This is a genomic window from Acinetobacter proteolyticus (assembly GCF_000367945.1).
In the GTDB taxonomy this organism is placed as follows: Bacteria; Pseudomonadota; Gammaproteobacteria; order Pseudomonadales; family Moraxellaceae; genus Acinetobacter; species Acinetobacter proteolyticus.
The window spans coordinates 2,357,878-2,380,114 of the sequence record NZ_KB849179.1 but is presented as its reverse complement, the minus strand read 5'-3'; the positions used below and the strand labels follow the sequence as shown (position 1 = coordinate 2,380,114).

The 22,237-nt window shown below is 39.1% G+C and carries 24 protein-coding genes; 18 read left to right on the top strand and 6 right to left on the bottom strand.

Going from position 1 to position 22,237, the window contains the following annotated elements; genetic code table 11:
* The first annotated feature begins 111 nt into the window (after nucleotides 1-111).
* Nucleotides 112-1,536, top strand: coding sequence for a hypothetical protein (locus F993_RS05975; RefSeq protein ID WP_155767340.1), 1,425 nt, complete (start codon nucleotides 112-114; stop codon nucleotides 1,534-1,536).
* A gap of 106 nt (nucleotides 1,537-1,642) precedes the next feature.
* On the opposite strand, the gene F993_RS05980 is transcribed toward F993_RS05975, so the two are convergent.
* The 5 genes from F993_RS05980 to F993_RS20545 all read right to left on the bottom strand — a co-directional run bounded on the left by F993_RS05980 (nucleotide 1,643) and on the right by F993_RS20545 (nucleotide 3,399).
* Nucleotides 1,643-2,164, bottom strand: a complete 522-nt coding sequence (locus F993_RS05980; protein ID WP_004655763.1) for a hypothetical protein — start codon at nucleotides 2,162-2,164, stop codon at nucleotides 1,643-1,645.
* A gap of 111 nt (nucleotides 2,165-2,275) precedes the next feature.
* Nucleotides 2,276-2,701, bottom strand: coding sequence for a hypothetical protein (locus tag F993_RS05985; protein WP_004655762.1), 426 nt, complete (start codon nucleotides 2,699-2,701; stop codon nucleotides 2,276-2,278).
* Nucleotides 2,702-2,751: 50 nt separating this feature from the next.
* A complete protein-coding gene (locus F993_RS20550) occupies nucleotides 2,752-2,901 on the bottom strand; it encodes a hypothetical protein (protein ID WP_004655760.1) in 150 nt (49 codons plus the stop codon).
* Between the two features lie 9 nt (nucleotides 2,902-2,910).
* Nucleotides 2,911-3,189: a hypothetical protein gene (locus tag F993_RS05990; protein WP_004655758.1), complete on the bottom strand. Its 279-nt coding sequence runs from the start codon at nucleotides 3,187-3,189 to the stop codon at nucleotides 2,911-2,913.
* 69 nt (nucleotides 3,190-3,258) lie between these two features.
* On the bottom strand, nucleotides 3,259-3,399 hold the full coding sequence (locus F993_RS20545) for a hypothetical protein (RefSeq protein ID WP_167539955.1): 141 nt from the start codon (nucleotides 3,397-3,399) through the stop codon (nucleotides 3,259-3,261).
* Nucleotides 3,400-3,918: 519 nt separating this feature from the next.
* Here F993_RS20545 and F993_RS05995 point away from each other — a divergent pair.
* The 4 genes from F993_RS05995 (at nucleotide 3,919) to F993_RS06010 (ending at nucleotide 7,634) form a co-directional block, all read left to right on the top strand.
* Nucleotides 3,919-4,152 carry a hypothetical protein gene (locus F993_RS05995; RefSeq protein WP_004655756.1) on the top strand — a complete coding sequence of 78 codons (234 nt, stop codon included), beginning with the start codon at nucleotides 3,919-3,921 and terminating at the stop codon, nucleotides 4,150-4,152.
* A 36-nt stretch (nucleotides 4,153-4,188) separates the two neighbouring features.
* Entirely contained in the window at nucleotides 4,189-5,238 is a 1,050-nt protein-coding gene (locus F993_RS06000; protein WP_004655755.1) for a DUF932 domain-containing protein, read from the top strand.
* A 165-nt stretch (nucleotides 5,239-5,403) separates the two neighbouring features.
* The gene (locus F993_RS06005; protein WP_004655753.1) at nucleotides 5,404-6,516 is read left to right on the top strand and encodes a YqaJ viral recombinase family nuclease; all 1,113 of its coding nucleotides are present in this window, start codon (nucleotides 5,404-5,406) and stop codon (nucleotides 6,514-6,516) included.
* A 224-nt stretch (nucleotides 6,517-6,740) separates the two neighbouring features.
* Nucleotides 6,741-7,634 carry a recombination directionality factor gene (locus F993_RS06010; protein ID WP_004655751.1) on the top strand — a complete coding sequence of 298 codons (894 nt, stop codon included), beginning with the start codon at nucleotides 6,741-6,743 and terminating at the stop codon, nucleotides 7,632-7,634.
* Nucleotides 7,635-7,674: 40 nt separating this feature from the next.
* Here F993_RS06010 and cadR read toward each other — a convergent pair whose 3' ends face one another.
* Complete coding sequence (cadR, locus tag F993_RS06015; protein WP_004655749.1) at nucleotides 7,675-8,067, bottom strand: Cd(II)/Pb(II)-responsive transcriptional regulator; 393 nt, start codon at nucleotides 8,065-8,067, stop codon at nucleotides 7,675-7,677.
* An 86-nt stretch (nucleotides 8,068-8,153) separates the two neighbouring features.
* Between cadR and F993_RS06020 the strand changes: the two genes are divergently transcribed.
* The 13 genes from F993_RS06020 to F993_RS06080 all read left to right on the top strand — a co-directional run bounded on the left by F993_RS06020 (nucleotide 8,154) and on the right by F993_RS06080 (nucleotide 22,201).
* Nucleotides 8,154-9,449 (top strand): cation efflux transmembrane domain-containing protein, encoded by a 1,296-nt coding sequence (locus F993_RS06020; protein ID WP_004655747.1) that lies wholly within the window; start codon nucleotides 8,154-8,156, stop codon nucleotides 9,447-9,449.
* Between the two features lie 10 nt (nucleotides 9,450-9,459).
* Nucleotides 9,460-9,717 (top strand): FeoA family protein, encoded by a 258-nt coding sequence (locus F993_RS06025; RefSeq protein ID WP_004655745.1) that lies wholly within the window; start codon nucleotides 9,460-9,462, stop codon nucleotides 9,715-9,717.
* A complete protein-coding gene (gene feoB / locus F993_RS06030; RefSeq protein ID WP_004655743.1) occupies nucleotides 9,707-11,536 on the top strand; it encodes a ferrous iron transporter B in 1,830 nt (609 codons plus the stop codon). Before F993_RS06025 ends, feoB begins: the two co-directional genes overlap by 11 nt.
* Nucleotides 11,537-11,745: 209 nt before the next feature.
* On the top strand, nucleotides 11,746-12,180 hold the full coding sequence (arsC, locus tag F993_RS06035; RefSeq protein ID WP_004655740.1) for an arsenate reductase (glutaredoxin): 435 nt from the start codon (nucleotides 11,746-11,748) through the stop codon (nucleotides 12,178-12,180).
* 59 nt (nucleotides 12,181-12,239) lie between these two features.
* A complete protein-coding gene (locus F993_RS06040) occupies nucleotides 12,240-12,560 on the top strand; it encodes a metalloregulator ArsR/SmtB family transcription factor (protein WP_004655738.1) in 321 nt (106 codons plus the stop codon).
* Nucleotides 12,561-12,566: 6 nt separating this feature from the next.
* Nucleotides 12,567-13,040 (top strand): arsenate reductase ArsC, encoded by a 474-nt coding sequence (locus F993_RS06045; RefSeq protein ID WP_004655737.1) that lies wholly within the window; start codon nucleotides 12,567-12,569, stop codon nucleotides 13,038-13,040.
* A gap of 7 nt (nucleotides 13,041-13,047) precedes the next feature.
* Nucleotides 13,048-14,091: an ACR3 family arsenite efflux transporter gene (gene arsB, locus F993_RS06050; protein ID WP_004655735.1), complete on the top strand. Its 1,044-nt coding sequence runs from the start codon at nucleotides 13,048-13,050 to the stop codon at nucleotides 14,089-14,091.
* A gap of 5 nt (nucleotides 14,092-14,096) precedes the next feature.
* Nucleotides 14,097-14,801 (top strand): arsenical resistance protein ArsH, encoded by a 705-nt coding sequence (arsH, locus tag F993_RS06055; RefSeq protein WP_000174605.1) that lies wholly within the window; start codon nucleotides 14,097-14,099, stop codon nucleotides 14,799-14,801.
* A gap of 17 nt (nucleotides 14,802-14,818) precedes the next feature.
* Nucleotides 14,819-15,772 carry a thioredoxin-disulfide reductase gene (gene trxB / locus F993_RS06060; RefSeq protein WP_004655733.1) on the top strand — a complete coding sequence of 318 codons (954 nt, stop codon included), beginning with the start codon at nucleotides 14,819-14,821 and terminating at the stop codon, nucleotides 15,770-15,772.
* Nucleotides 15,773-15,873: 101 nt separating this feature from the next.
* Nucleotides 15,874-16,941 carry an ArsO family NAD(P)H-dependent flavin-containing monooxygenase gene (locus tag F993_RS06065; protein ID WP_004655731.1) on the top strand — a complete coding sequence of 356 codons (1,068 nt, stop codon included), beginning with the start codon at nucleotides 15,874-15,876 and terminating at the stop codon, nucleotides 16,939-16,941.
* Between the two features lie 76 nt (nucleotides 16,942-17,017).
* Entirely contained in the window at nucleotides 17,018-18,193 is a 1,176-nt protein-coding gene (locus F993_RS06070) for an MFS transporter (protein ID WP_050560258.1), read from the top strand.
* Between the two features lie 163 nt (nucleotides 18,194-18,356).
* On the top strand, nucleotides 18,357-20,465 hold the full coding sequence (locus F993_RS06075; protein ID WP_004655727.1) for an ATP-dependent nuclease: 2,109 nt from the start codon (nucleotides 18,357-18,359) through the stop codon (nucleotides 20,463-20,465).
* Complete coding sequence (locus F993_RS06080; protein WP_004655725.1) at nucleotides 20,462-22,201, top strand: UvrD-helicase domain-containing protein; 1,740 nt, start codon at nucleotides 20,462-20,464, stop codon at nucleotides 22,199-22,201. The genes F993_RS06075 and F993_RS06080 overlap by 4 nt, the downstream gene beginning before the upstream one ends.
* Nucleotides 22,202-22,237: the final 36 nt, after the last annotated feature.

Genomic DNA, 22,237 nt, shown 5'->3' with positions numbered 1-22,237 from the left:
CTCAAAACTAGAAGTGGGTTGGTTGGTATGAGTTAGTTTGTTGTTTTGATGGTAAAAAATGTATCCATCCAGATTTTTATGTTTTAGTTATTGATTTATATGGGGTTAAAATTGGCTACTGAAAAAACATATACTCATGCAGTTTTTTCTATTGCTGATCCAGTTGTGAAAAGCCATATTGAGCAAGCAATTTATGCCTGTAAATTTAGGATCAGATTTCCTGCTTTTTATTACTTTTTAGTTAATGCAAGAACTGTAATTAAGAATCAGTTGTTTATGGCGGTGGCAGAGAAATATGAGCTTTATAAACCTGAGATTACTGATGAAAATCTTGAACTCGATGTTGAAGCTATTTTGGAAGAAAGAAGGCTCTTGGACAATGCTATTGGTTTCATCCAAACGGGTAATCTCTTATTACCTGATATTTTTCTTGTTTCAAACGAGATCATGACTATAGAAGAAATACGACAGTTATTTTATGAAGTTTCTATGGGCTTCTGGAATGCTGTAGAAATGATTCTTTACCCTGATTCAGGAAGTTTGGGGCGACAAAAGATTTTATCTTATCTGAATGAAAATGGCTTTTATCTTCCGAATCTATTTCCACAGCTTAATATTGAAGATCTTTTTTTGAACTTTTTACCAATCCATTTGTCTTACAGTAAGTTCAATAGTAGTAAGGATCCACACAATCTTACTGGGCTGCCTAGTACTCAAGAATGTAATGAAATTCTACGGCCTTTATTCTCTCACGCGTCGCCATTGTACTTTGATTCTTCATCATATTTGGATTACGAAACTGGAGTAAATCAAAAACTAACATCGACCCACTTTGTACTTCAAATGAGCTTGAATGAAAACCCTGATAATTTGCCTTATATACTGAGAGATTTCTTAATTGGTTATCAGTCAAGACGTTTTGACTTTATGAGAGGTGGAACTAACAATGAATATGATGTTGCTGATATTGATGAAATAAATAATCTAACTGCGGTAGCGAATGAGGTTTTATCCATTTTAGATAAATTTTCAAATCAGCGAATTGGAAATCGTAAAGAAATCTATTCTCTCGGCTACGATGCAGTTCTAAATGCTATCCTTGCTCTCTGTTTTATTAACTATCATTTTGACCTGATTTTTGAAGATCATGACTTAACTGTTATTGATCTTCAAGATACTGTCAGTTTGGTCAATGAGACCTCAGGCGAGAGGCAGAAAGATGACCACTTGAACAATGAGTGCCTTCATGGTGAACCTTTAGCTTTTGGTAAAAGCTATGAGTCATTCATTAATAAATTAGAGAAAGATTTTCTAGATTTAGAAACATGTCACGTATCGGTTTCACCTCCCAATAGAGGTAAGCGTAAGATATCGGGTATTCAAATTACGCTTAAAGAAAGTATTTCGCCCTCTTTAAAATCCTCTAAAAAAAGAAAACCTGTGCCCATAGATTTAAACATCAATAGTCTGAAAAAGACAATACGTGAATTTTTAAAGAAAAGAGTTCCAGAGGTTGAAAAATACATACAGTTCTAGGCTTCGGAGTCATATTTTCAACTGCCTCGCACCTAGTGAAGATGTCAATTTTGACCTCAATTGGTGATGTGTAATTCCTTACAGCACTACACATCGTATGTAGAAATTAACCTATACGAAAAGCATAAGTACCATTGGCAGTACTGATACTGACCTCACGAATATACTCAGCCTTACAGCGTGGGTAGGCGAGTGCTACCGAGCCATAACGCATGTTGCTATAGTCGTACATTCTGGTTATCCCGCAATTACCACGATTGACTTGAATGCCTGTGATGGTCGTCGGAGCATCATTAAGTGAGATGATGTCAATTTTGTCAATATAACCAGTCATTGAACCTTGAGATTCAGCACGATAGACCTTGATGTCGAATTCTTCCAGTACTGGTCGATTCTCTGCAATCGGTTCAAGGGTAGGATCATTATATTCTTGTTCATTGGTTTCTGCTTGAGGCACACTGACCTCTAACTCACTGAGATCAGTCTCAAGGATACGTTTGGTTTCTGGATCAACTTCAGTTTGTTCTTGTTGAGCTGATTTGGCTTGTTCCGATTTGTGGGAAGGGCTACATCCATTCAATAAGGATATCAATACAGCTGAAAGTAAAAAGGGCTTCATGTTCGGCATGACAACCTCCTAAAAAGTTTTCTGCTCTTTAATCCAAAGGAACTTTGATATTTTGCGCTGATCAAGATGCTGGATCGAAGAGCAGAAGTTTAAGCGTAATGGGATTGACCTTTATCGAGCTGACTTATTCTCGAGATAGAGTAAAACAGCCATACCTTCTGCATAGATGCGCTCATCTGCCTTAGAGCTATCACCGCCTTTGAAAAAAACTGCATCACCTGCATTTGCTAAAGCAATGGCGCGATTAGAATTCAACGTAAAACCTTTCCAGAGACCATAACCATCGCCATCTTTGGCATAAGATTTGACATTGATACCATCAAGCTTGAAGTTATTTGGGATAGATTGCCAATCTTTTGCTAGGGCATAAAAGGCATTGCATTTAGTATTGCCTTTACAGCGCTGTACTTGGGGTGCTGATTCAGGTTTGTTGTAGACTTTGCTCATACTCCCCACATCTGCATAACTCAGTGTTGCACTGAACAGACCGATGACGAGTGTCCCACCTTGTAAAAAATGATTGATACGTTTGTTCATAAAAAAGAATCCTGATTATTGTTGTTGAATCGGTTATTGCTTTATTACGGTTAATTAAACATTGAGATCGGCCAGACAATGGCTTTACCTAGGTTATAGGCATAACTACGATCTGCTGTAGCACTGCAACCTTTTAAGTAGGCTGAGAACAACAGGGTAATCACGATATAAATTCCAATGAGATAATGTTTGATTTGCATGCTGTACTCCTAGCGTGACTGGCAGGTTTGAGCAGCACGAAGCATTTGCTCCGTAAAGTCACGTGGTAGATCGAGTTGGCTCACATTCTGTTGACCCAACTTTTCCATTACTTCAGGTGAATAATGTGCTTCCAACTTGTCATAGACACAGGAGCAAGTTGAACGGTCTGTGCCGCCAGACTGACAGCCGGCATTAAAGTCACGTTTGGATTTGCTTTCACAGCCTGTCATAGCAACAGCCGTCAGCAATACAACACCCATAAAGGGCAGATGATAAAAAAGAGACATGATGATTCTCGTCATTAAAGAGGATGATCGATGCCTGACATTAATAGGTGTAACTATGGATTGACTGGTTTATTGCGGTGGTTGTTTATTCCAACCGGCTAATGCCATCAATATATAGAACAGGATCACTAAGGCCACAAAACCCAGAAAAGCAGGGCCAAGCCAGATCACGACACCAATAATTAAAATCAGACGTGCAAAAATCTTCACAGCCGAAGCAAAGGAATGCCTGACGACTTGAATGAACGAGATGAAATTGGAATAAAGCTAAACGCTAAAAAAGAAACAGTCATGATTGACTCCTATATGCATAAGAAGTTCTACCGAATCACTGTCAATTGATTATGGTGGCAGAACGAAAAGGGGTTGACAGACTGGGCATATAGAACCAGCACGCGCGGACGCGTCCCCCTCCCGTTCTACCGCAAAGGGGGACGAGAAGGTTTCACATAGGACTTACCCTCAGAGAGAATAAGTCTGATGCGCTATATACCACGGCCTGTCAAAACCGACTGACCATGAGGGTCAGCAAGTCCATCATAATCATAACGATTTAACAGGTCAATTCGATTTGTCCTGATGTTTTGTATGACTCAGTAAAAAATGAACAAGCATACGATTCCAAATTATTTCAAATACATATTACTGAAATGAAGTAACGCCAAGCAGTGTCCTAATGAGGTCTGCAACGGCGTTTTAAACAGTCATTTCAAACATTGGAGAAACACCATGTCGTATCTGGATAACGAGGAAGAAATCTATAACCCACGCTTTCGTGAAGCCCAACCTCTGCAACTGAGCCTTGCTAGTGCGCCCACAAATTTGGCAGTGCTAGGCATGAGCTTAGCCAAGTCGATGGGATTCTCACCACTGATTGGTGGAGTTGCAGGTGCTGCTCTGGGGGGCGTGATTTTAGTGCTGGCAGATCAAACCCGATCCAACATCAGCACAGCTAAATACTGAGTACGCAATTAACAACAGAATTAAAGGACATATCTTATGGCACATTTAGTTGAAACATTGGCATTCACAGGACAAACCCCTTGGCATGGTTTAGGTAATCAACTGACACCAAACCAACCGCTAGAGGTGTGGGCACAGCAGGCAGGCATGGACTGGCAGATTGAATCTTCTGATGTCAGTTATATGGCACAGAACCATCGAGGGCAGAGCATCATTATGCCTTTTGAAGAACAGCGCGTTTTATACCGTTCCGATACCCATGCACCTTTATCTGTGGTGAGCCAGCGCTTTCAGGAAGTCCAGCCGATGGAGATTTTAGAATTCTATAGAGACCTCACTGAACAATCTGGCTTTGAACTGGAAACAGCGGGGGTACTCAAAGGTGGTAAGAAATTCTGGGCACTGGCGAAGACTGGACAAAGTTCAGCACTCAAGGGTAAGGATGTCAGTAATGGCTATATTCTCTTAGCAACAGCCTGTGACGGCACATTGGCAACCACAGCTCAGTTCACATCCATTCGAGTAGTGTGTAACAACACTTTGGCCATCGCTTTACGTGGACAGCAAGGGAATACGGGTGTGGTCAAGGTTCCGCACAGTACTCGTTTTGATGCTGAGAAAGTGAAACAGCAACTTGGGATTTCAGTGCGTACATGGGATGAGCACATGTACGAAATGAAGCAACTGAGTCAGCGTAAGGTGACTCAACAAGAAGCCGCTGCTTATTTTGATGCTGTGTTTAACAATACCTCTTTGAGCATTGCGGAACAGGATGAAAGTATCATTCAGTTCTATCGGAATGCTGCTATGCCGAATCAAACAAACTTATCTCGATCAGACAATAAGACTGAGCCGAATGGACGTGCCATGTCTAAAGTCATGACCATGTTTAACGGACATGGACGTGGGGCAGAGCTGAGTTCAGCCAAGGACACTGCCTATGGTTTGCTGTGCTCTATAACGGAATTTGTCGATCATGAGCGACGAGCCATGAGTACAGATCATCGACTCGATTCAGCATGGTTTGGTATGGGAGCAGCAATCAAGCAACGAGGTCTTGAACAAGCTTTAAGAATGGTGGCTTAAGTCAAGGCATCTATTCAGCTTGAATTAAGCTTAACGTCCTAATCAAAAACTACGGTAACAACCGTAGCAAGCAAAGCAATACCCTTTTGGCCACATCCTCAGATGTGGCTTTTTTTATGCCCGAAATTCAGCTTTTACAATTTTACCGATACAGGAATATTCTCTATGAATAGTCATACCCAAATTCAGAACACCCTAAATCATCCACCTTTACAACCGTATCCCATCAAGATTGAAACTGAACATAAGGTTGAGGTGGGTACAAGAAGTAAGAAAACACCAAAGAAAACCAGTCAACTACCTTCAGCAAAACGCCTTGCCAACACCAAAAAACTGAATTACCAACAATGGTTGGAAGTCCGAAAGCAGGGCATTGGCAGCAGTGATGCAGCAACGGCATGTGGACTCAATCCCTATATGTCGATGCTAGAATTATGGATGATCAAGACGGGTCGAATGCAGCAAAATATTGAAGACGAAAGTGCAGGCTATGCACCTTTATATTGGGGTAAGCAGCTTGAGCCTTTGGTGGCACAATACTACAGCATGCATACCAATCACAAAGTCCGTCGCGTCAATGCAGTACTACAGCACCCAGACGAAGACAAACATTTCATGTTGGCTAATTTAGACTATGCCGTGGTCGGCCATGAAGAAGTCCAAATCTTAGAATGTAAAACAGTAGGTGAGTACGGTTCAAAGCTATGGCGGGATGGTGTGCCGCTTTATGTTTTATGTCAGGTACAACATCAACTGGCAGTCACAGGCAAACAGGCCGCTCATATTTGTGCTTTGATCTGTGGACATGAAACCAGAATCTTTAAAGTAACGCGCAGTGAAACGGTGATCAAATACATTGTGGATGCAGAACGTTACTTCTGGGAATGTGTGGAAAAAGATGTACCACCTGATGTCGATGCATCAGAGTCAGCAGCTAAAGCACTACAACTTTTATATCCTGCATATATCCCCCTGAGTACTACTGATCTGTCTGAGGATGTCACAGCCAATCAGTATTTTGAGCAATTACTGCAACAACGTCATTTGCTGGAACAACACCAGACCAGTTTTGATCAACTGAAGCATCGAATCCAAATCAAGATGCAGGACTCAGAAAGAGCCATATTTAAGGCAGGTTCTGTCACGTGGAAGAAATCGAAAGATTCAGTTAGTTTAGACAGTAAAACCTTACTGCAACAGCATCCCGAGTTTCTACAACAGTTCCCACAAAACAAACAGGGTACACGTCGTTTCCAGATTTACACCAATGATGATTAGGCCAAGTTAATTAGCCTAAGCGGTTTCTATCTAATTTCCCTATCACTTCTCAAATACATTTCACCAAAAAAGCGCAAAACAGCCCCCGTCGCCAGCAAGTACCGTGAAGTACTTACTGACGACTAAATGGACTGTTCTGCGCTGAATTTATGCATTTAAAAAATGTTTGCTTCTTACACATATCAAAGGGGCAATCGTCAAAAATTACCGCAGAGGAAAACATAATGATTAAAGGTTTAGCAATCACGCCACCCGTATTAGGACGTATCAGTATTGGTAAGATCGTCGAGAAAAATGGCAAGCGTATCCCTGAAAAGGATGACCAATTTACCATTACCAGTCAAATCCAGAATAAAGATGGCTGGGTGAAACATCCACTCGATGAACAACTCCGAGCCACGACCCAAAACCAAAAACTCAGAATTATTCCTGTTCGGATGATCTTTAATGATCCTGAACTGAACCTACGAGCTGAGTACACCTTGTTTGACCGACAAACAGGCCGACCAATCTGCACCGGTAATGGTGAAATCTGTCAGCGGCTTGGACAAAACGGGGTTGAACAACATCCATGTCCATCACCTGATTTATGCCCTTTGGCTCAAGGTGGGCTTTGCAAACCTTATGGACGACTTTATGTCAATCTGGACGAATCGGATGAGTTGGGTACTTTCATCTTTAGAACCACAGGCTTTAACAGCATCCGTACTTTGGCAGCAAGGTTGCGTTATTACCATGCCGCTTCAGGTGACTTACTCTCATGTCTGCCATTGCAACTGACCTTACGTGGGAAAAGCACGACGCAAAGTTATCGAACACCAATTTACTATGTGGACTTAACCTTACGTGATGGTGTGAATTTGCAAGAAGCGATTACCTCTGCCAAGCAAATTGATGAACGAAGTAAGGCAGCAGGTTTTTATCAGGAGGCTTTAGATCATGTGGCAAGGCAAGGTTATGGCAACGCCAGTTTTGAGATAGGAGCAGAGGAAGGGCTAGATATTGTTGAAGAGTTTTATAATTCAAATGAGAAAGAGGAGCCTCACCAATGCGGCACTTTATCGTGTGTAACGACAATGAGACAAGAGTTAGCTCGTAATGTTAAAGCACTAAATTAAAAGCTAAGGGAACTTTTAAGTTCCCTTAGCTATAAATAGCTCAAGCTAAATTTTTTAATACGCCACATTTATCAGCAGTACATAAACCGTCACAGGTTTTCCGAATTTCTAACAACTGCTCAATGAGTTTCTGTTGGTTTCTAATACTATCTTGTACATCTCTGATATGAGAATCAATAAGTTCGTTTACTTCAGAACAATTTTGGGCAGGAGTATCTTTATAAGTTAATAATTTCTTGATTTCACTAAGATTCATGTTCAATGTTCGACAATTGACAATAAATTTTAGTCTATCAATATAGTTTTCAGAATACAGTCGATAGTTACCCTGATTTCTTTCAGGTGGTGGGATTAAACCTTCTTTTTCATAGAACCTGATTGTTAATACTGAACAAGAGGTCTTCTCAGATAACTCACCTATTTTTAAGAACATGGTAATCAACAAAAACTAGCTTGACTCTATAGTAGCTATAGGGATTTTAATATGCAATAAGTAAAGATATGACTATAGGCACATCAATGAGTGGTTGCGGTTGTAATAAAGAAAGTTCTTGTGACGATACCAAGCAAAAACAAAATGAATCAGAAACAGATTCTTGTAAAGGTAAAGATTCAGCTACTGAAGTAACTAAAAGCTCTTGTTGTGGTAATGAGTTACAGCAAGGTGCTAACTCTGATGAAAAAGATACTTGCGGTAGTAACCAGCCGTGTTCTACGCAGTCGAGTTTATGTTGTGGTTCGGATTCGATAACTTCACCTGAAACGATTCGGGGGAGTAAAGATACAGCGACTTTCATCAGTGACTATAACATCCCGAAAATGGATTGCTCCGCAGAGGAACAAATGGTTCGGATGACTTTATCTTCATTAGTAGATGTTAAGAGGCTGGTATTTGATTTGCCAAACCGAAACCTAAAAGTTCTGCATAATGGTGAAAATAATGAAATCACTGCAAAACTTGAAGCTCTTGGATTTGGAGCAAAATTAAATAAGACTGAAGCTTATGAAAATAAAGAGCACGCACAAGAAGCCAGTACTTTTCTGATTCCAAAGATGGATTGTTCGGCAGAAGAGCAAATGGTCAGAATGGCTCTTTCTCCCTTGCATGAAGTTAAAGGTTTATCATTTGATTTGGCACAAAGACAGTTAGTTGTTTTCCATACAAATGGGATTAATGAAATTACCACAAAACTTGAAGCCCTCGGTTTTGGTGCAAAGCTTGTGGAAACAGTAAAAGCCACTGGGGAATTGCCTGAAACACCAGATCCGACTAAGCAGGCGAAAGTCCTTAAATTATTACTAGCGATTAATGGTGTTCTTTTTTTTATTGAGTTCATAAGTGGAATTATTGCCGCATCGACGGGGCTCATTGCGGACTCTCTTGATATGTTTGCTGATGCGGCCGTTTACGGTATAGCACTTTACGCGGTAGGGAAAGCGGCTAAATACCAATTAAAAGCAGCTCATTTTGCAGGATGGATTCAACTTTTATTAGCTTTGATCGTTATTATTGATGTTGTCAGACGTTTCATGTTTGGTAGTGAACCAGAGTCAGATTTGATGATCATTATTGGCTTCTTAGCACTTATTGCCAATGTGACGTGCTTGTATCTCATTTCTGGGCATAGAGATGGCGGAGCCCATATGAAAGCGAGTTGGATCTTTTCAGCTAATGACGTAATAGTAAATATGGGGGTTATTTTAGCAGGTGTACTTGTCGCATGGACTGGTTCAGCTTACCCAGATTTGGTTATTGGTATTCTTGTTTCACTGTTTGTACTGAATGGCGCTCGAAAAATTTTGGCGTTGAAATAGGGTGCTGACAATGAATTTATTTCAAGTAAAGCAAGACCAGACTGTAAAAATCATTGATCTTAAAAAGGGTGAACAGTATCAAGATAAAAATGATCCTGTTCTGGAGCGTTTAGAACTGCTGGGCTTTAGAGTAGGTGAATCCTTACAAGTGCTTGCGAAAGGGCTTTTTGGTGGTGATCCTGTGTTGGTTCAAATCGAAACCTCACGTTTCGCCTTAAGAAAAAATGAAGCAGAACGAATTTTTGTAGAGATTACCAATGGAAACTAAAAATATTGCACTGGTTGGTAATCCTAATTGCGGTAAAACATCACTTTTTAACACCCTCACAGGGACTCGTCAAAAAGTTGCAAATTATGCTGGGGTTACGGTAGAACGGAAAGAGGGATTTTTTAAACTACCTTCTGGTGATACCGTTCGAGTATTGGATTTGCCTGGGACTTATAGTTTAAAACCGAGCAGTTTAGATGAGGAAGTAACTAGAGCAGTATGCTTTGGTGAATTAAAAGGTGAAGTCATACCTGATATTTTTGTATGTGTTGTCGATGCTACGAATCTTCATCTTCATTTAAGTCTTGTACTTGAAGTCAGGGCTTTAAACAGACCAATGTTACTTGTCCTTAACATGATGGATGAGGTTAGAAAGCGTGGGATTGCAATTGATACAACGAAGCTATCTCAGCTTTTAGGTATTCCTGTTGTTGAGTCAGTAGCTGTAAAAACAAAAGGCATTCAGGGGCTATTGACCCAATTGGATCAAAAGAATTTGTTTGTTGCCCCTTATCATTCTGATCTGAGTCACTTTGACCAAATCAAATATATTACAAAACAAGTCATCTTGAAAAATGATAATGGTGATAAACGAACGGCTTTCTTGGACAAAATATTCTTACATCCAGTTTTTGGATTATTAATATTGACCTTTACCATGTTTGTAATGTTTCAGGCTGTCTTTATTTGGGCTCAACCGTTAATTTCCTTTGTTGAGGATTCGATTTCATGGTTTGGTGGGGCGATAGGACCTCTGATTACTCATCCACTTTTAAGAAGTTTGGTCGTTGATGGTGTAATTGCAGGTGCTGGTAGTGTACTCGCGTACATGCCTCAAATTCTGATCTTATTTTTCTTTATTTTAATTTTAGAAGAATCGGGATACTTACCTAGAGCTGCTTTTTTGTTAGATAAGCTGATGTCTAAAGCTGGTTTAAGTGGGCGTTCATTTATTCCACTACTTTCGAGCTTTGCTTGTGCAATTCCCGGAGTCATGGCGACTAGAAGTATTAGCTCTGAAAGAGATCGTTTAGCAACGATTATGATTGCACCTTTAATGACGTGTTCTGCACGATTACCTGTATATGCTTTGCTGATCGCTGCATTCATTCCAAACAAGTTGGTTTATGGTTGGCTCAGTTTACAAGGTCTAGTTCTGCTCGGGCTTTACATGTCAGGAATCGTATCCGCTTTATTGGTTTCTTTATTCCTGAAATTAATCAGAAAAGATAAAACTGAAAGTATTTTCATTTTTGAATTACCTACATACCGTATTCCAGATGTTCGAAATGTAGCTTTGGGGCTTTATGATAGAGCAACTATATTCTTAAAAAGAGTTGGTGGAATTATTGTCGCACTTTCTATTTTATTATGGTTCTTGGTAACGTTCCCTTTACCACCTGATAATCCAACAATGCCACCAATCAATTATAGTATTGCTGGACAGTTAGGACATCTAATCCATCCAATATTTGCTCCGATTGGATTTACTTGGGAAATTTGTATTGCTTTGATTCCTGCAATGGCAGCTCGTGAAGTGATTATTGCTGCATTAGGAGTGATTTATGCAATGTCTGGTGATGAAGATGCAGTTACCCAGACCTTATTATCTCAAATATCTGGACCAGATGGATGGGGGCTAGCGACAGGTATGTCATTGTTAGTTTGGTTTATCTTTGCCCCGCATTGTTTAGCAACACTAGCAACTATTCGAAGAGAAACAGGGAGTTGGAAACAACCAGTCGTAATGGCTGTTTATCTATTTTCGTTGGCTTACCTATTCTCTTTTATAACTTATCAAGTCATAAGTCGATTTTAATTTAAAAGGCGGCTGTTGACATAAATCAATAGTCGCCTTCTAAAGAGGCTTTTAATTTAGTTGTATTATTGCCATTCAATTGATAGTGAAAAGCTTTTTTAGATGGTATTTATTTTCTAAGACATTATTAAAAATTTAATATATGGTATTGCATATATATGGAGTTTCGTATATAAAGGTGTTATAAAATCTTAAAAGAGCTTAATTCGATGACAACTTCATCAACAGTGAAGATTTATCACAACCCAGCTTGTGGAACATCTAGAAATACTTTGGCTTTGATCCGTAATACAGGGATCGAGCCAACTGTGATTGAATATCTCATTACACCACCTAGTCATGACGAATTAGTTAAATTGATTCAGGATGCAAAATTAACAGTAAGAGAGGCTATTCGCCAGAATGTAGATCCTTATCGGGATTTAGACCTTGATCGTAGTGATTTGAGTGATGAGCAGTTACTCGGTTTTATGCTTGATCATCCAATATTGATTAATCGACCATTTGTTGTTACTGAATTAGGCACTCGCTTAAGCCGTCCCTCAGAAGTTGTTTTAGATATTTTACCATTACCTCAGAAGGGTACTTTTACGAAAGAGGATGGTGAAAAAGTGATTGATGAAAATGGTCAACGAGTGAATTAAAAATTTTACTTTTTGTATATGATTATCCGTATATCCAAATAAATGAATAGGAATTAAGAATGGATCAAGTTAATTTTTTTAAATGCTTATCAGATGAAACTCGACTCAATATCGTGACTTTAGTCGCTGAGAATAAAGAATTATGTGTTTGTGATTTGACTGAAAAGTTGCAATTGAGTCAGCCAAAGATTTCTAGGCATTTAGCCTTACTGCGTTCTTCTGGTCTCTTACAGGACAGAAGACAAAGCCAATGGGTGTATTACAGCATTAATCCGCAGTTACCAATGTGGTGCCATGACGTTCTTAATCTTTTGGTAAGCAGTCAAACCATAGCGAATAAAGATTCCCAAAATATCCAAATAAATAGTTATTGTGAGTAATAGAATATGAAATTTCTTTTTTTGTGTACTGGAAATAGTTGCCGTAGCATCCTGTCAGAAGTTCTTTTTAACAGCCGTGCGCCTGAAGGGTGGAAAGCATACAGTGCAGGAAGTAAGCCATCCGGGCAAGTACATCCATTGACCATAGAAACTTTGCAAAACTTAGGTCTTTCAACAGATGGCTTGTGGAGCAAAACCATTGATGACTGCGAACAATATCAACCTGACGTCGTGATTACTGTTTGCGATTCAGCAGCTCAAGAAGCGTGTCCACTTTATTTAGGTGGAGCGATTAAGGCACATTGGGGCTTGGCTGATCCTTCACATTTAGATTTGCCGAAAGAAGAAAAATTAAAAGCATTCCAAGTTACTGTTGACCATATCAACCGTCGTTTAGATGCATTATTTGCACTGGATACAGCGCACATGTCTCGTCCTGAATTGATTGCTTCAATCAATCACATCTCAGATATTGAATGAGAACATCATGGCTCAACAAAGACTGTCATTTTTAGATCGTAACCTCACGCTATGGATTTTCATTGCAATGGGGTTGGGAATAGCGATCGGTGTGTTCTTTCCACAAGCTTCAGTGGCTTTGGATAAAATGAGTGTGGATTCCGTCAATATCCCAATTGCGATTGGTTTGATTTTGATGATGTATCCACCGTTAGCCAAAGTGGATTATGCAGCCCTACCACAAGTGTTTAAAGACAAAAAAACCTTAACTTTGTCTTTGGTACAGAACTGGGTGATAGCACCAGTACTAATGTTTGCATTAGCCATTATTTTTTTGCATAGCTATCCAGAATATATGACAGGCCTAATCCTGATTGGGTTAGCTCGTTGTATTGCGATGGTCTTGGTGTGGAACGGTTTGGCCTGTGGGGATAACCAATATGTTGCTGCATTGGTGGCTTTTAACAGTATCTTCCAAATTTTATTTTTCAGTACCTATGCTTGGTTATTCTTGACCTTCTTACCGCCTTATTTTGGTGTTGCAGGGCAAGTGATCAATGTCGATTTCTGGACGATTACCCATGCGGTATTAGTGTATTTGGGAATTCCATTTTTCCTTGGCTTTATTACGCGATTCACTCTAGTGAAAGCCAAAGGTCTTGATTGGTATCAAAATGTCTTCTTACCTAAGATCAGTCCACTGAGTTTGTTAGCTTTATTGTTCACGATTGTGGCGATGTTTAGCCTAAAAGGTAACGATGTGGTTAGCTTACCGATGGATGTCTTGCGTATTGCCATTCCATTGACGATTTACTTTATCGTGATGTTCTTCATTAGCTTCTTTATGAGCAAATGGATGGGGAATGACTATCCTAAAACAACAGCAATTTCGTTTACTGCTGCTGGGAATAATTTTGAACTGGCTTTGGCTGTCGCAATTGCAACCTTTGGTTTAGCTTCACCTGTGGCATTTACCACAGTGATTGGTCCATTGGTTGAAGTGCCAGTATTGATTGCTTTAGTTAGCGTGTCTTTATGGCTCAGAAAAAAGTTTTTTAAAGAAGAGGTGTAATTTCTATGACTCTCCCGAATGTAGATATGAATCTTTTGGATCAACCTACTTTAGAAAAAGTACAAGCTAAAGAGCTGGATCATCCACCGCGTATTTTACTGCTGTATGGCTCTAACCGCGAACGTTCATACAGCCGATTGGCGGTGATGGAAGCAGGGCGTATCTTGGAGCAGTTTGGAGCTGAAGTAAAAATTTTTCATCCGAAAGGCTTGCCCTTACCAGAGGATGCGGACACTGAGCATCCAAAGGTGAAAGAGTTGCATGATTTACTCGCTTGGGCAGAAGGGATGGTGTGGTGCTCACCTGAACGTCATGGCTCAATGAGTTCGATTTTTAAATCACAAATTGACTGGATACCATTGGCAGGCGGTGCAATTCGAGCAACGCAAGGAAAAACTTTGGCATTGATGCAGGTTAGTGGCGGTTCGCAGTCCTTTAACAGCTTAAACCAGATGCGTATTTTAGGCCGTTGGATGCGCATGATCACCATTCCTAACCAATCATCTATTCCAAAAGCTTTTTTAGAGTTTGAAGAAGATGGAAGGATGAAACCTTCATCCTTCTATGATCGAATTGTCGATGTAATGGAAGAACTATATAAGTTCACCTTGCTCACTCGTGGACAAAGTCAGTACCTCACAGATCGTTATTCAGAGCGAAAAGAGTCGGCAGAAGAATTATCTAAGCGTGTCAATCAACGTAGCTTATAAACTTTAGGTGATTAGAAATGCAAAAGAGACATTCTAAATTAGTGATCTTAGGTTCAGGACCTGCGGGTTATAGTGCTGCTGTATATGCAGCACGCGCAAACTTAAAACCCACATTGATTGCGGGTATACAACTTGGTGGTCAATTAACAACGACCACTGAGGTAGATAACTGGCCGGGTGACTCAGAAGGTTTAACTGGTCCTGTACTTATGGAGCGAATGCAAGCCCATGCTGAACGCTTTGGCACAGAGATTGTGTATGACCACATCAATGAAGTTGATTTAAGTGTCCGTCCATTTGTGCTTAAAGGCGACATGGAAGAATTCACTTGTGATGCACTGATTATTGCTACAGGTGCGACAGCACAATACTTGGGGCTTGAATCAGAAGCTAAATTCATGGGTCAAGGTGTCAGTGCTTGTGCGACTTGTGATGGTTTCTTCTATAAGAACCAAAAAGTTATGGTCGTGGGTGGTGGTAACACCGCAGTTGAAGAAGCGCTTTATCTTTCTAATATTACTGAACATGTCACCTTAGTTCATCGTAGAGACAGTTTGCGTTCAGAGAAAATTCTACAAGATCATCTTTTTGCCAAAGAAAAAGAAGGCAAAATTAGTATTCTTTGGAACAATCAAGTTGATGAAGTCTTAGGTGATAATACTGGTGTTACTTCAGTTCGCTTGAAGTCAACTTTGGACGGAAGCACACAAGACGTTGAAGTTCAGGGCTTATTTGTTGCTATTGGTCACAAACCAAATACAGGCATGTTTGACGGTCAACTTAACCTACGTGATGGCTACATTCAAGTACAAAGTGGCACTTCAGGTAATGCAACAGCAACCTCTGTGGCAGGTGTGTTTGCTGCGGGTGACGTTGCTGATAGCATTTATCGTCAAGCAATTACCTCGGCAGGCTCAGGCTGTATGGCAGCTTTGGATGCCGAAAAGTATCTTGATCAGTTGGGCAATTGAAAGACTCATTTAAGCGCTTGAAAATTGTATGAAATACGCCCAGTCTGTTGCAGACTGGGCGTTAAATTTTGATTATGACAATAAATAATAGGAGAGATGCTTTGACTCAATTACAAGCTGAAGTCGATGTAGTCATTATTGGTGGTGGTCAGGCAGCACTTGCTACAGCTTATTTCCTCAAACGTAAGAAAATTCCATTTATTATTTTAGATGATCAATCTCAGGCGGGCGGTGCGTGGTCACATGCTTGGGAATCGCTTCGTCTTTTTTCTCCAAATACTTGGAGCTCGTTGTCAGGTTGGATGATGCCAACAACTGAACAAACCTACCCAACGCGAAATGAAGTGATTGACTACTTGTCGGCATATGAGCAACGCTATCAATTTACGATTATTCGACCAGTTCATGTCGATCATATCGAACAAAAAGCTGGTTACTTAGATGTTTATGCTGGTGATCAATATTGGCGAGCAAAAGCGGTGGTCAGCGCTACTGGGACATGGAGTCAGCCTTATATTCCGCGTTATGACGGATATGAGCGATTTGAAGGAATACAAACGCATTCAGCACATTATGTAAATTCAGAGCCTTTTATTAATAAAAAAGTGATCGTAGTTGGTGGTGGCAACTCAGGTGCACAAATTCTTGCCGAAGTCTCAAAAGTTGCAGATACCACTTGGGTCACAGTAACTCCACCTCAATTTTTATCTGATGATGTTGATGGGCGTGTTTTATTTCTTCGAGCAACTGAACGTTTAAAAGCCCAACAGGAAGGTCGTGTGATTGATCAGCCCGTTGGTGGTCTAGGTGATATTGTCATGATTGACAGTGTAAAAGAGGCACGCGAACGTGGCGTATTGCATAGCCGAGAACCTTTTACTGCATTTGAAGAGAATTCAGTTATATGGGCTGATGGTTCAACACAAGCTGTAGATGCTGTGATTTGGTGTACAGGGTTTAAAGCTTCATTGAATCACTTAAGAAGTCTTGATGTGGTAGAACTTGATCAGACAGTTGCTGTGAATGATGGGCGCTCAATAAAAGTAAATAACCTTTGGTTGGTCGGCTATGGGGAATGGACAGGCATGGCATCTGCAACATTAATTGGGGTTTCTAGAACAGCAAGAGCGACGGTAGATGAAATAGATGCTTATTTGGCTAATGTTTAAGAGCTATGCATTTTAAGACAGTGTATAGAAAGGTTTGCATTGCCCCTCAATACTTTATGGATATTTCTTTATTGTGATGCTACTTCATTCAAAAAAATACAAACTTATTGCTGTCATGGGCTTCACGCAGATTCTTGCGTGGAGTTCCACTTTTTATTTACCCGCAGTACTAGCTAATCTTATTGCCAAAGACACAGGGTGGTCTCTAACTTTAGTGATTGCTGGGTTGTCTTGGGGATTTATAGTTACAGGTATTTGTTCTCCAAAAGTTGGGCGGTTTATCGAGCAATTTGGTGGAAGAAAAGCACTGTCTATTGGTTCAATATTCTTTGCTGTCGGGCTGATATGTTTAGGGCTTTCTACTCATCTACTTATTTATTATTTTGCGTGGACAATGCTCGGTATTGGTATGGCATTTGGCCTGTATGATGCCGCATTTTCAACATTGGGTCGATTACTTGGTAAAGATGCAAAAACGGCGATTGTTGGTGTGACATTATTAGGCGGTTTAGCCAGTACCATCGGTTGGGCGCTAATTGTATTTTTAGAAGGCTTATACGGTTGGAGAATCAGTTGTTTTATTCTGGCATTGTTTCATCTACTTCTAGGTCTACCGTTGCATTACTTTTTACTTCCTAGAGAAGAGCAAGGCACGGAAACTCATGCTAAAGAGCTCAATAACCAAACCACGGTACACAAAGAAGATAATCGACTATTTATGTTGGTGGCCGCTATTTTGACGGTACAATCTTTTGTAGTGGCGACAATTTCAGTCCATCTATTATCGATGCTAAAAACAATTGGCTTTAGTGTATCAACAGCCCTTGCGATTGGGATGATGATTGGTCCCGCGCAGATCATAGCGAGATTGCTGGAGTTTTCTTTGTTTAGAAACTTACATCCTAGTTTGTCAAGTCGTTTGGGTGTATTGATTAGCTTCTTTGGTCTCTTTTTTTTGTTCGCGGATGGATATGTTTTAGCTTTGCTTGGTGCAGCTTTATACGGCGCAGGGAATGGTATTCTTACAATTATTCGAGGCACATTACCTCTAGCACTATTTGGACAGGAGGGGTATGCAATTAGAATGGGTCTATTGGGGCGGCCTATCATGATTGCTTTGGCTTTCGGACCTCTCATCTCTGCGTTTATTCTTGAAAAGTGGGGAATCAATATCTTATTAATAATTTTAACTGCTTTAGTTTTTATCACCTTGCTTGGCACGTTGAAATTACCTATCCATCAACAAGGCTAAATAGAGCAAGTTTATTTTTTTGAATCTAATTCTAAAGATTATAATATTTTATACTCTAGTTGTATTTTCTGTTTTTAAATAAATAATAGTATCTTAGCTATTAGGTTAAACTCTTAGTGAAAGCTTTTAAAGCTTACAATAAAATAAATAGTTGGGGGTAATAATGCTCATTGAAAAAATTAAAGTAGAAGGTTTTAGGCTTCTTGAGAGCGTTGAATTTGGATTAGAAGAGAATTCAACTGTAATTGTTGGGCGTAATAATAGTGGAAAGACATCTTTTACCAGTATTTTTGATTGTTTTTGTGGTGAGTCTGGAGCACGATTTCGGCTAGAGGATTTTTCAGTTTTATCACGAGAGAAATTTCTAAAAGCCAAAGAATTAAGAGAGGAAGGGGGAAGTCCAGAAAAGATACTAGAAGCACTTCCTCGAATCTCACTTACGCTTACATTTCGATATAATAAATTTTCGCCTGATTTAGGCTCTCTATCCCCTTTTGTTATTGATTTAGATGAAGATTCTACAACAGCTATTGTTCGAATTGAGTATCGCCCTATTTTGAAAAATATGCATTTATTATTCGACCTTACTCTATCTTCAGCAACAGTTGAACCTCGTACACATTTTTATAAAAATTTGAAGAGTAATTTGTCTAAGGCTTATGGGGTTCATGTAAGTGCAATTGATCCTACTGATAGTACAAATATAAGAGATTTTGAAGGGACATCTGCGTTAACAGCGTTGTTGCAATGTAACTTTGTTTTGGCTCAAAGGAATCTTGATAAAACAAAATTAGGAGATGCTGATGTAATAGGTAAACTGCTGAGTGAGTTATTTAAAACAGCTACAGCACCGTCTGCGGCCGAGGCTGATCAAGATTTAGCTATAAGATTAAAGCAATCTGTTGAAAGTATTGAGCATAATGTCCAACTTGACTTTGATGGCATGCTTAAAGAATTACTGCCAGTTATGAACGTAATGGGATTTCCAAGTCTTAATGATACTGAGATAAGACCAGAGACATCATTAAACGTGGAATCATTATTATCAGGACATACTAAGGTCGTTTATAGCGGAGTTGATGGAGTCCATTTACCTGAAGGGTATAATGGTCTAGGGACTCGTAATTTGATTTACATGTTGCTACAGCTAGCAAGTTACCACAAAATTTACAGATCCAAATCAATTAGACCGGCTACTCATTTAATATTTATTGAAGAACCAGAAGCTCATTTACATCCTCAAATGCAGGAAGTTTTTATTAATCAATTAAATGTGGCTGTTCAGAAATTATCTGATAGTTATTCTAACGAAGATAAATGGAATATCCAGTTCATTATCACTACACACTCTCCACATGTTGCCAATGCAGCAACATTTGATGCTGTTAGATATTTTTATAATGAAAGGGATAAAGTAGAAAACATACGCCATACAAAGGTTAAAGATTTTAAGAAAGGCTTGAGTAGTGTTTCGGATACAGATCAAAAATTTCTACATCAATATATGACCTTAACGAAGTGTGATCTTTACTTTGCTGATAAAGCTATTTTAGTTGAAGGAACAACAGAACGTTTGTTAATGCCAAGGTTATGCCAATTAGTCGATGAAACTCTTGATGAATCACAAAAACTGGCCAGACAATATGTTACTTGTGTTGAAGTAGGGGGAGCATATGCTCATATTTTTTATCCACTTCTTGACTTTCTCGAGTTGAAAACTTTGGTAATCACTGATCTAGACTCAACAAAAAAAGAGATGATAACTAAGAATGGAAAACAGGTAGAAGCATGGGTGAAATGTCCTGTAGCTGATGGTGAGAATATATCAAATGCTGCTATTAAAAATTGGTTTTATCCTAAAGACGTTGATGATACTGGTAAGGTTAAGAAAAAGGCAGAAAGTGATGATAGTCAAATTTCCCCTTCAGTCTTGATTGCTAAGACAGCTGAAGAGAAACAAGTTAAATTTCGTAGAATTGCATATCAAATACCAGAAGATCCTGAAAGTAATATTTGTGGTAGAAGTTATGAGGATGCTTTCATATTAGCCAATCTATCTAAATTTAAACTGCCAATAGAACAAGATATTGCTATTGCGGCTTGGGAAAAAGCAAAGGGACTTAAGAAAGCTGATTTCGCCTTAGAATATGCAATTCAAATAAAAGATTGGTTGGCACCAAGATATATCAAGGAAGGTTTAATTTGGTTATCTGAAATGGACACCATAGAAAACTCAAATTTTGAATTAATTACAGGCGAAAAAGTAGCATGAGTGAGATTCTAAACAATCCAGCAATAATTGCTGCTCAAGTAGCTGAAGCAAAAATTAATGCAGCTATAAAAGAAGGGAGAAGCTTTCGGCTAGAAGCTGGTGCAGGTGCAGGGAAAACATTTTCTTTAGTTCATGCCCTAAAATCAATTATTAAAGAACGTGGTACATCACTAATGCAAGCAGGTAAAAAAGTAGCTTGTATTACTTATACCGAAGTTGCAAGAAATGAGATTGCTCAGGAAATTGAAGATCATCCAGCAATTTTAGTCGATACTATCCATGGATTCTCATGGGCTTTTATGCGCCAATTTCAAAAAGCTATAAGAGAGATTCTTATTGAAGATCATTTAAGAAAAGAAAAAGTTGAACAAGGTGGTGGCATTGGATCTAAATCAGTGGAATATGAGTTGGGCTTCTTTGGTGTTAATGATCAGAAAATTACACTGAGTCATGATGATATTCCAATGATGATGGCCAAATTACTAAGTAAAGAAAAGTTTAGGCAAATATTTAGCAATCAGTTTCCAGTAGTTTTTATTGATGAATATCAAGATACAAATCGCCAATTTATGGAGGCTATTACAGAGTATTTCTTAAAACCAAAAGTGGGTCCGCTGTTTGGTCTTTTTGGGGATCATTGGCAGACTATTTATGGTAATGAATATGGGTTAGCAGAGTATCCAATTGAAGAGATTGCTAAAGGATCAAATTTTCGATCAGTTCCAGCAATTGTAAATATATTGAATAATTTAAGACCAGACTTACCGCAAGCTGTAAGCTTACCAGATGCAAAAGGTGAGGCTAGATTCTTTCATACAAATTCTTATAGGGGGACACGGACTAATGAGAGGCATTCAAAAGAGGATTTGCCAATAAATATAGCTCGATCTACTCGTGCAAGTTTGATACAGAGACTAAAAAATGAGGGTTGGGATATTGAAAAAACTAAAATATTGATGTTAAGCCATAATGTTTTAGCTTCTGAACAAGGATATCCTCAATTAATTAAAGTGTTTGAAGGACGTAATGATCAATTTGCTAAAAAAGAAGACCCAGTAATAAAATTTTTTGCAGAAATAGTTGAACCAATGAGTGCCAACTATGGCTTATCAAATTATGGAGAGATGTTTAAAATCTTTGGCTCAAAGCCAGCAATAACTAAGCATGAAGATAAATCTTGTTGGCGCCGAGATATGGATCAATTATTAAAACTAAGGCAAGAAGGGACAATAGGGCAAGTTATAGACCATTTAAAGCATACAAAACGTCCATCTCCTCCAGATAGAGTACTTAGACGAGACGATGAGCTTATTTCATTTAGGAACTCGCCTGACACGGAAATGTCTTCAAAACTATTACGTTATAATAAATTAAGAGAAATCCCATATAAGGAAGTAATTGAGGTTACAAAGTTTATTGAAAAGCAGACTCCATTTGCAACGCAGCATAGTGTTAAGGGCGCTGAGTTTGAGAATGTATTAGTGATTTTAGGTGGCGGATGGAATAATTATAAGTGGCCACAGCTCTTTGAGTTGCTTGAGACTAAAAAGTTGACTACGGCAAACTTCGATGGTTTTCATAGAGCCCGTAATCTATTTTATGTATCAATTTCTCGTCCAATGACAAGACTAGCTGTGTTAGCTACTCAAACACTATCTGATACAGCTCTTGTAACTGTGAATAATCTATTTGGGAGTGAAAATATTGAAGATTTATGTTTTGATAAATTAAAATAAAGTTTACTCCAAACTTACACCTTAACTTAATTTTTT

Bases quoted from the DNA above. Each gene is read 5' to 3' on its own strand.
- arsC (WP_004655740.1), top strand. From the start codon at position 11,746: ATGACAACTTCATCAACAGTGAAGATTTATCACAACCCAGCTTGTGGA.
- F993_RS06080 (WP_004655725.1), top strand. From the start codon at position 20,462: ATGAGTGAGATTCTAAACAATCCAGCAATAATTGCTGCTCAAGTAGCT.
- F993_RS06000 (WP_004655755.1), top strand. From the start codon at position 4,189: ATGGCACATTTAGTTGAAACATTGGCATTCACAGGACAAACCCCTTGG.
- trxB (WP_004655733.1), top strand. From the start codon at position 14,819: ATGCAAAAGAGACATTCTAAATTAGTGATCTTAGGTTCAGGACCTGCG.
- F993_RS05995 (WP_004655756.1), top strand. From the start codon at position 3,919: ATGTCGTATCTGGATAACGAGGAAGAAATCTATAACCCACGCTTTCGT.
- F993_RS05990 (WP_004655758.1), bottom strand. From the start codon at position 3,189: ATGTCTCTTTTTTATCATCTGCCCTTTATGGGTGTTGTATTGCTGACG.
- feoB (WP_004655743.1), top strand. From the start codon at position 9,707: ATGGAAACTAAAAATATTGCACTGGTTGGTAATCCTAATTGCGGTAAA.
- F993_RS06020 (WP_004655747.1), top strand. From the start codon at position 8,154: ATGAGTGGTTGCGGTTGTAATAAAGAAAGTTCTTGTGACGATACCAAG.
- F993_RS06070 (WP_050560258.1), top strand. From the start codon at position 17,018: ATGCTACTTCATTCAAAAAAATACAAACTTATTGCTGTCATGGGCTTC.
- F993_RS05980 (WP_004655763.1), bottom strand. From the start codon at position 2,164: ATGCCGAACATGAAGCCCTTTTTACTTTCAGCTGTATTGATATCCTTA.
- arsB (WP_004655735.1), top strand. From the start codon at position 13,048: ATGGCTCAACAAAGACTGTCATTTTTAGATCGTAACCTCACGCTATGG.
- F993_RS06075 (WP_004655727.1), top strand. From the start codon at position 18,357: ATGCTCATTGAAAAAATTAAAGTAGAAGGTTTTAGGCTTCTTGAGAGC.
- F993_RS06010 (WP_004655751.1), top strand. From the start codon at position 6,741: ATGATTAAAGGTTTAGCAATCACGCCACCCGTATTAGGACGTATCAGT.
- cadR (WP_004655749.1), bottom strand. From the start codon at position 8,067: ATGTTCTTAAAAATAGGTGAGTTATCTGAGAAGACCTCTTGTTCAGTA.
- arsH (WP_000174605.1), top strand. From the start codon at position 14,097: ATGACTCTCCCGAATGTAGATATGAATCTTTTGGATCAACCTACTTTA.
- F993_RS05985 (WP_004655762.1), bottom strand. From the start codon at position 2,701: ATGAACAAACGTATCAATCATTTTTTACAAGGTGGGACACTCGTCATC.
- F993_RS06025 (WP_004655745.1), top strand. From the start codon at position 9,460: ATGAATTTATTTCAAGTAAAGCAAGACCAGACTGTAAAAATCATTGAT.
- F993_RS06045 (WP_004655737.1), top strand. From the start codon at position 12,567: ATGAAATTTCTTTTTTTGTGTACTGGAAATAGTTGCCGTAGCATCCTG.
- F993_RS06040 (WP_004655738.1), top strand. From the start codon at position 12,240: ATGGATCAAGTTAATTTTTTTAAATGCTTATCAGATGAAACTCGACTC.
- F993_RS20550 (WP_004655760.1), bottom strand. From the start codon at position 2,901: ATGCAAATCAAACATTATCTCATTGGAATTTATATCGTGATTACCCTG.
- F993_RS06005 (WP_004655753.1), top strand. From the start codon at position 5,404: ATGAATAGTCATACCCAAATTCAGAACACCCTAAATCATCCACCTTTA.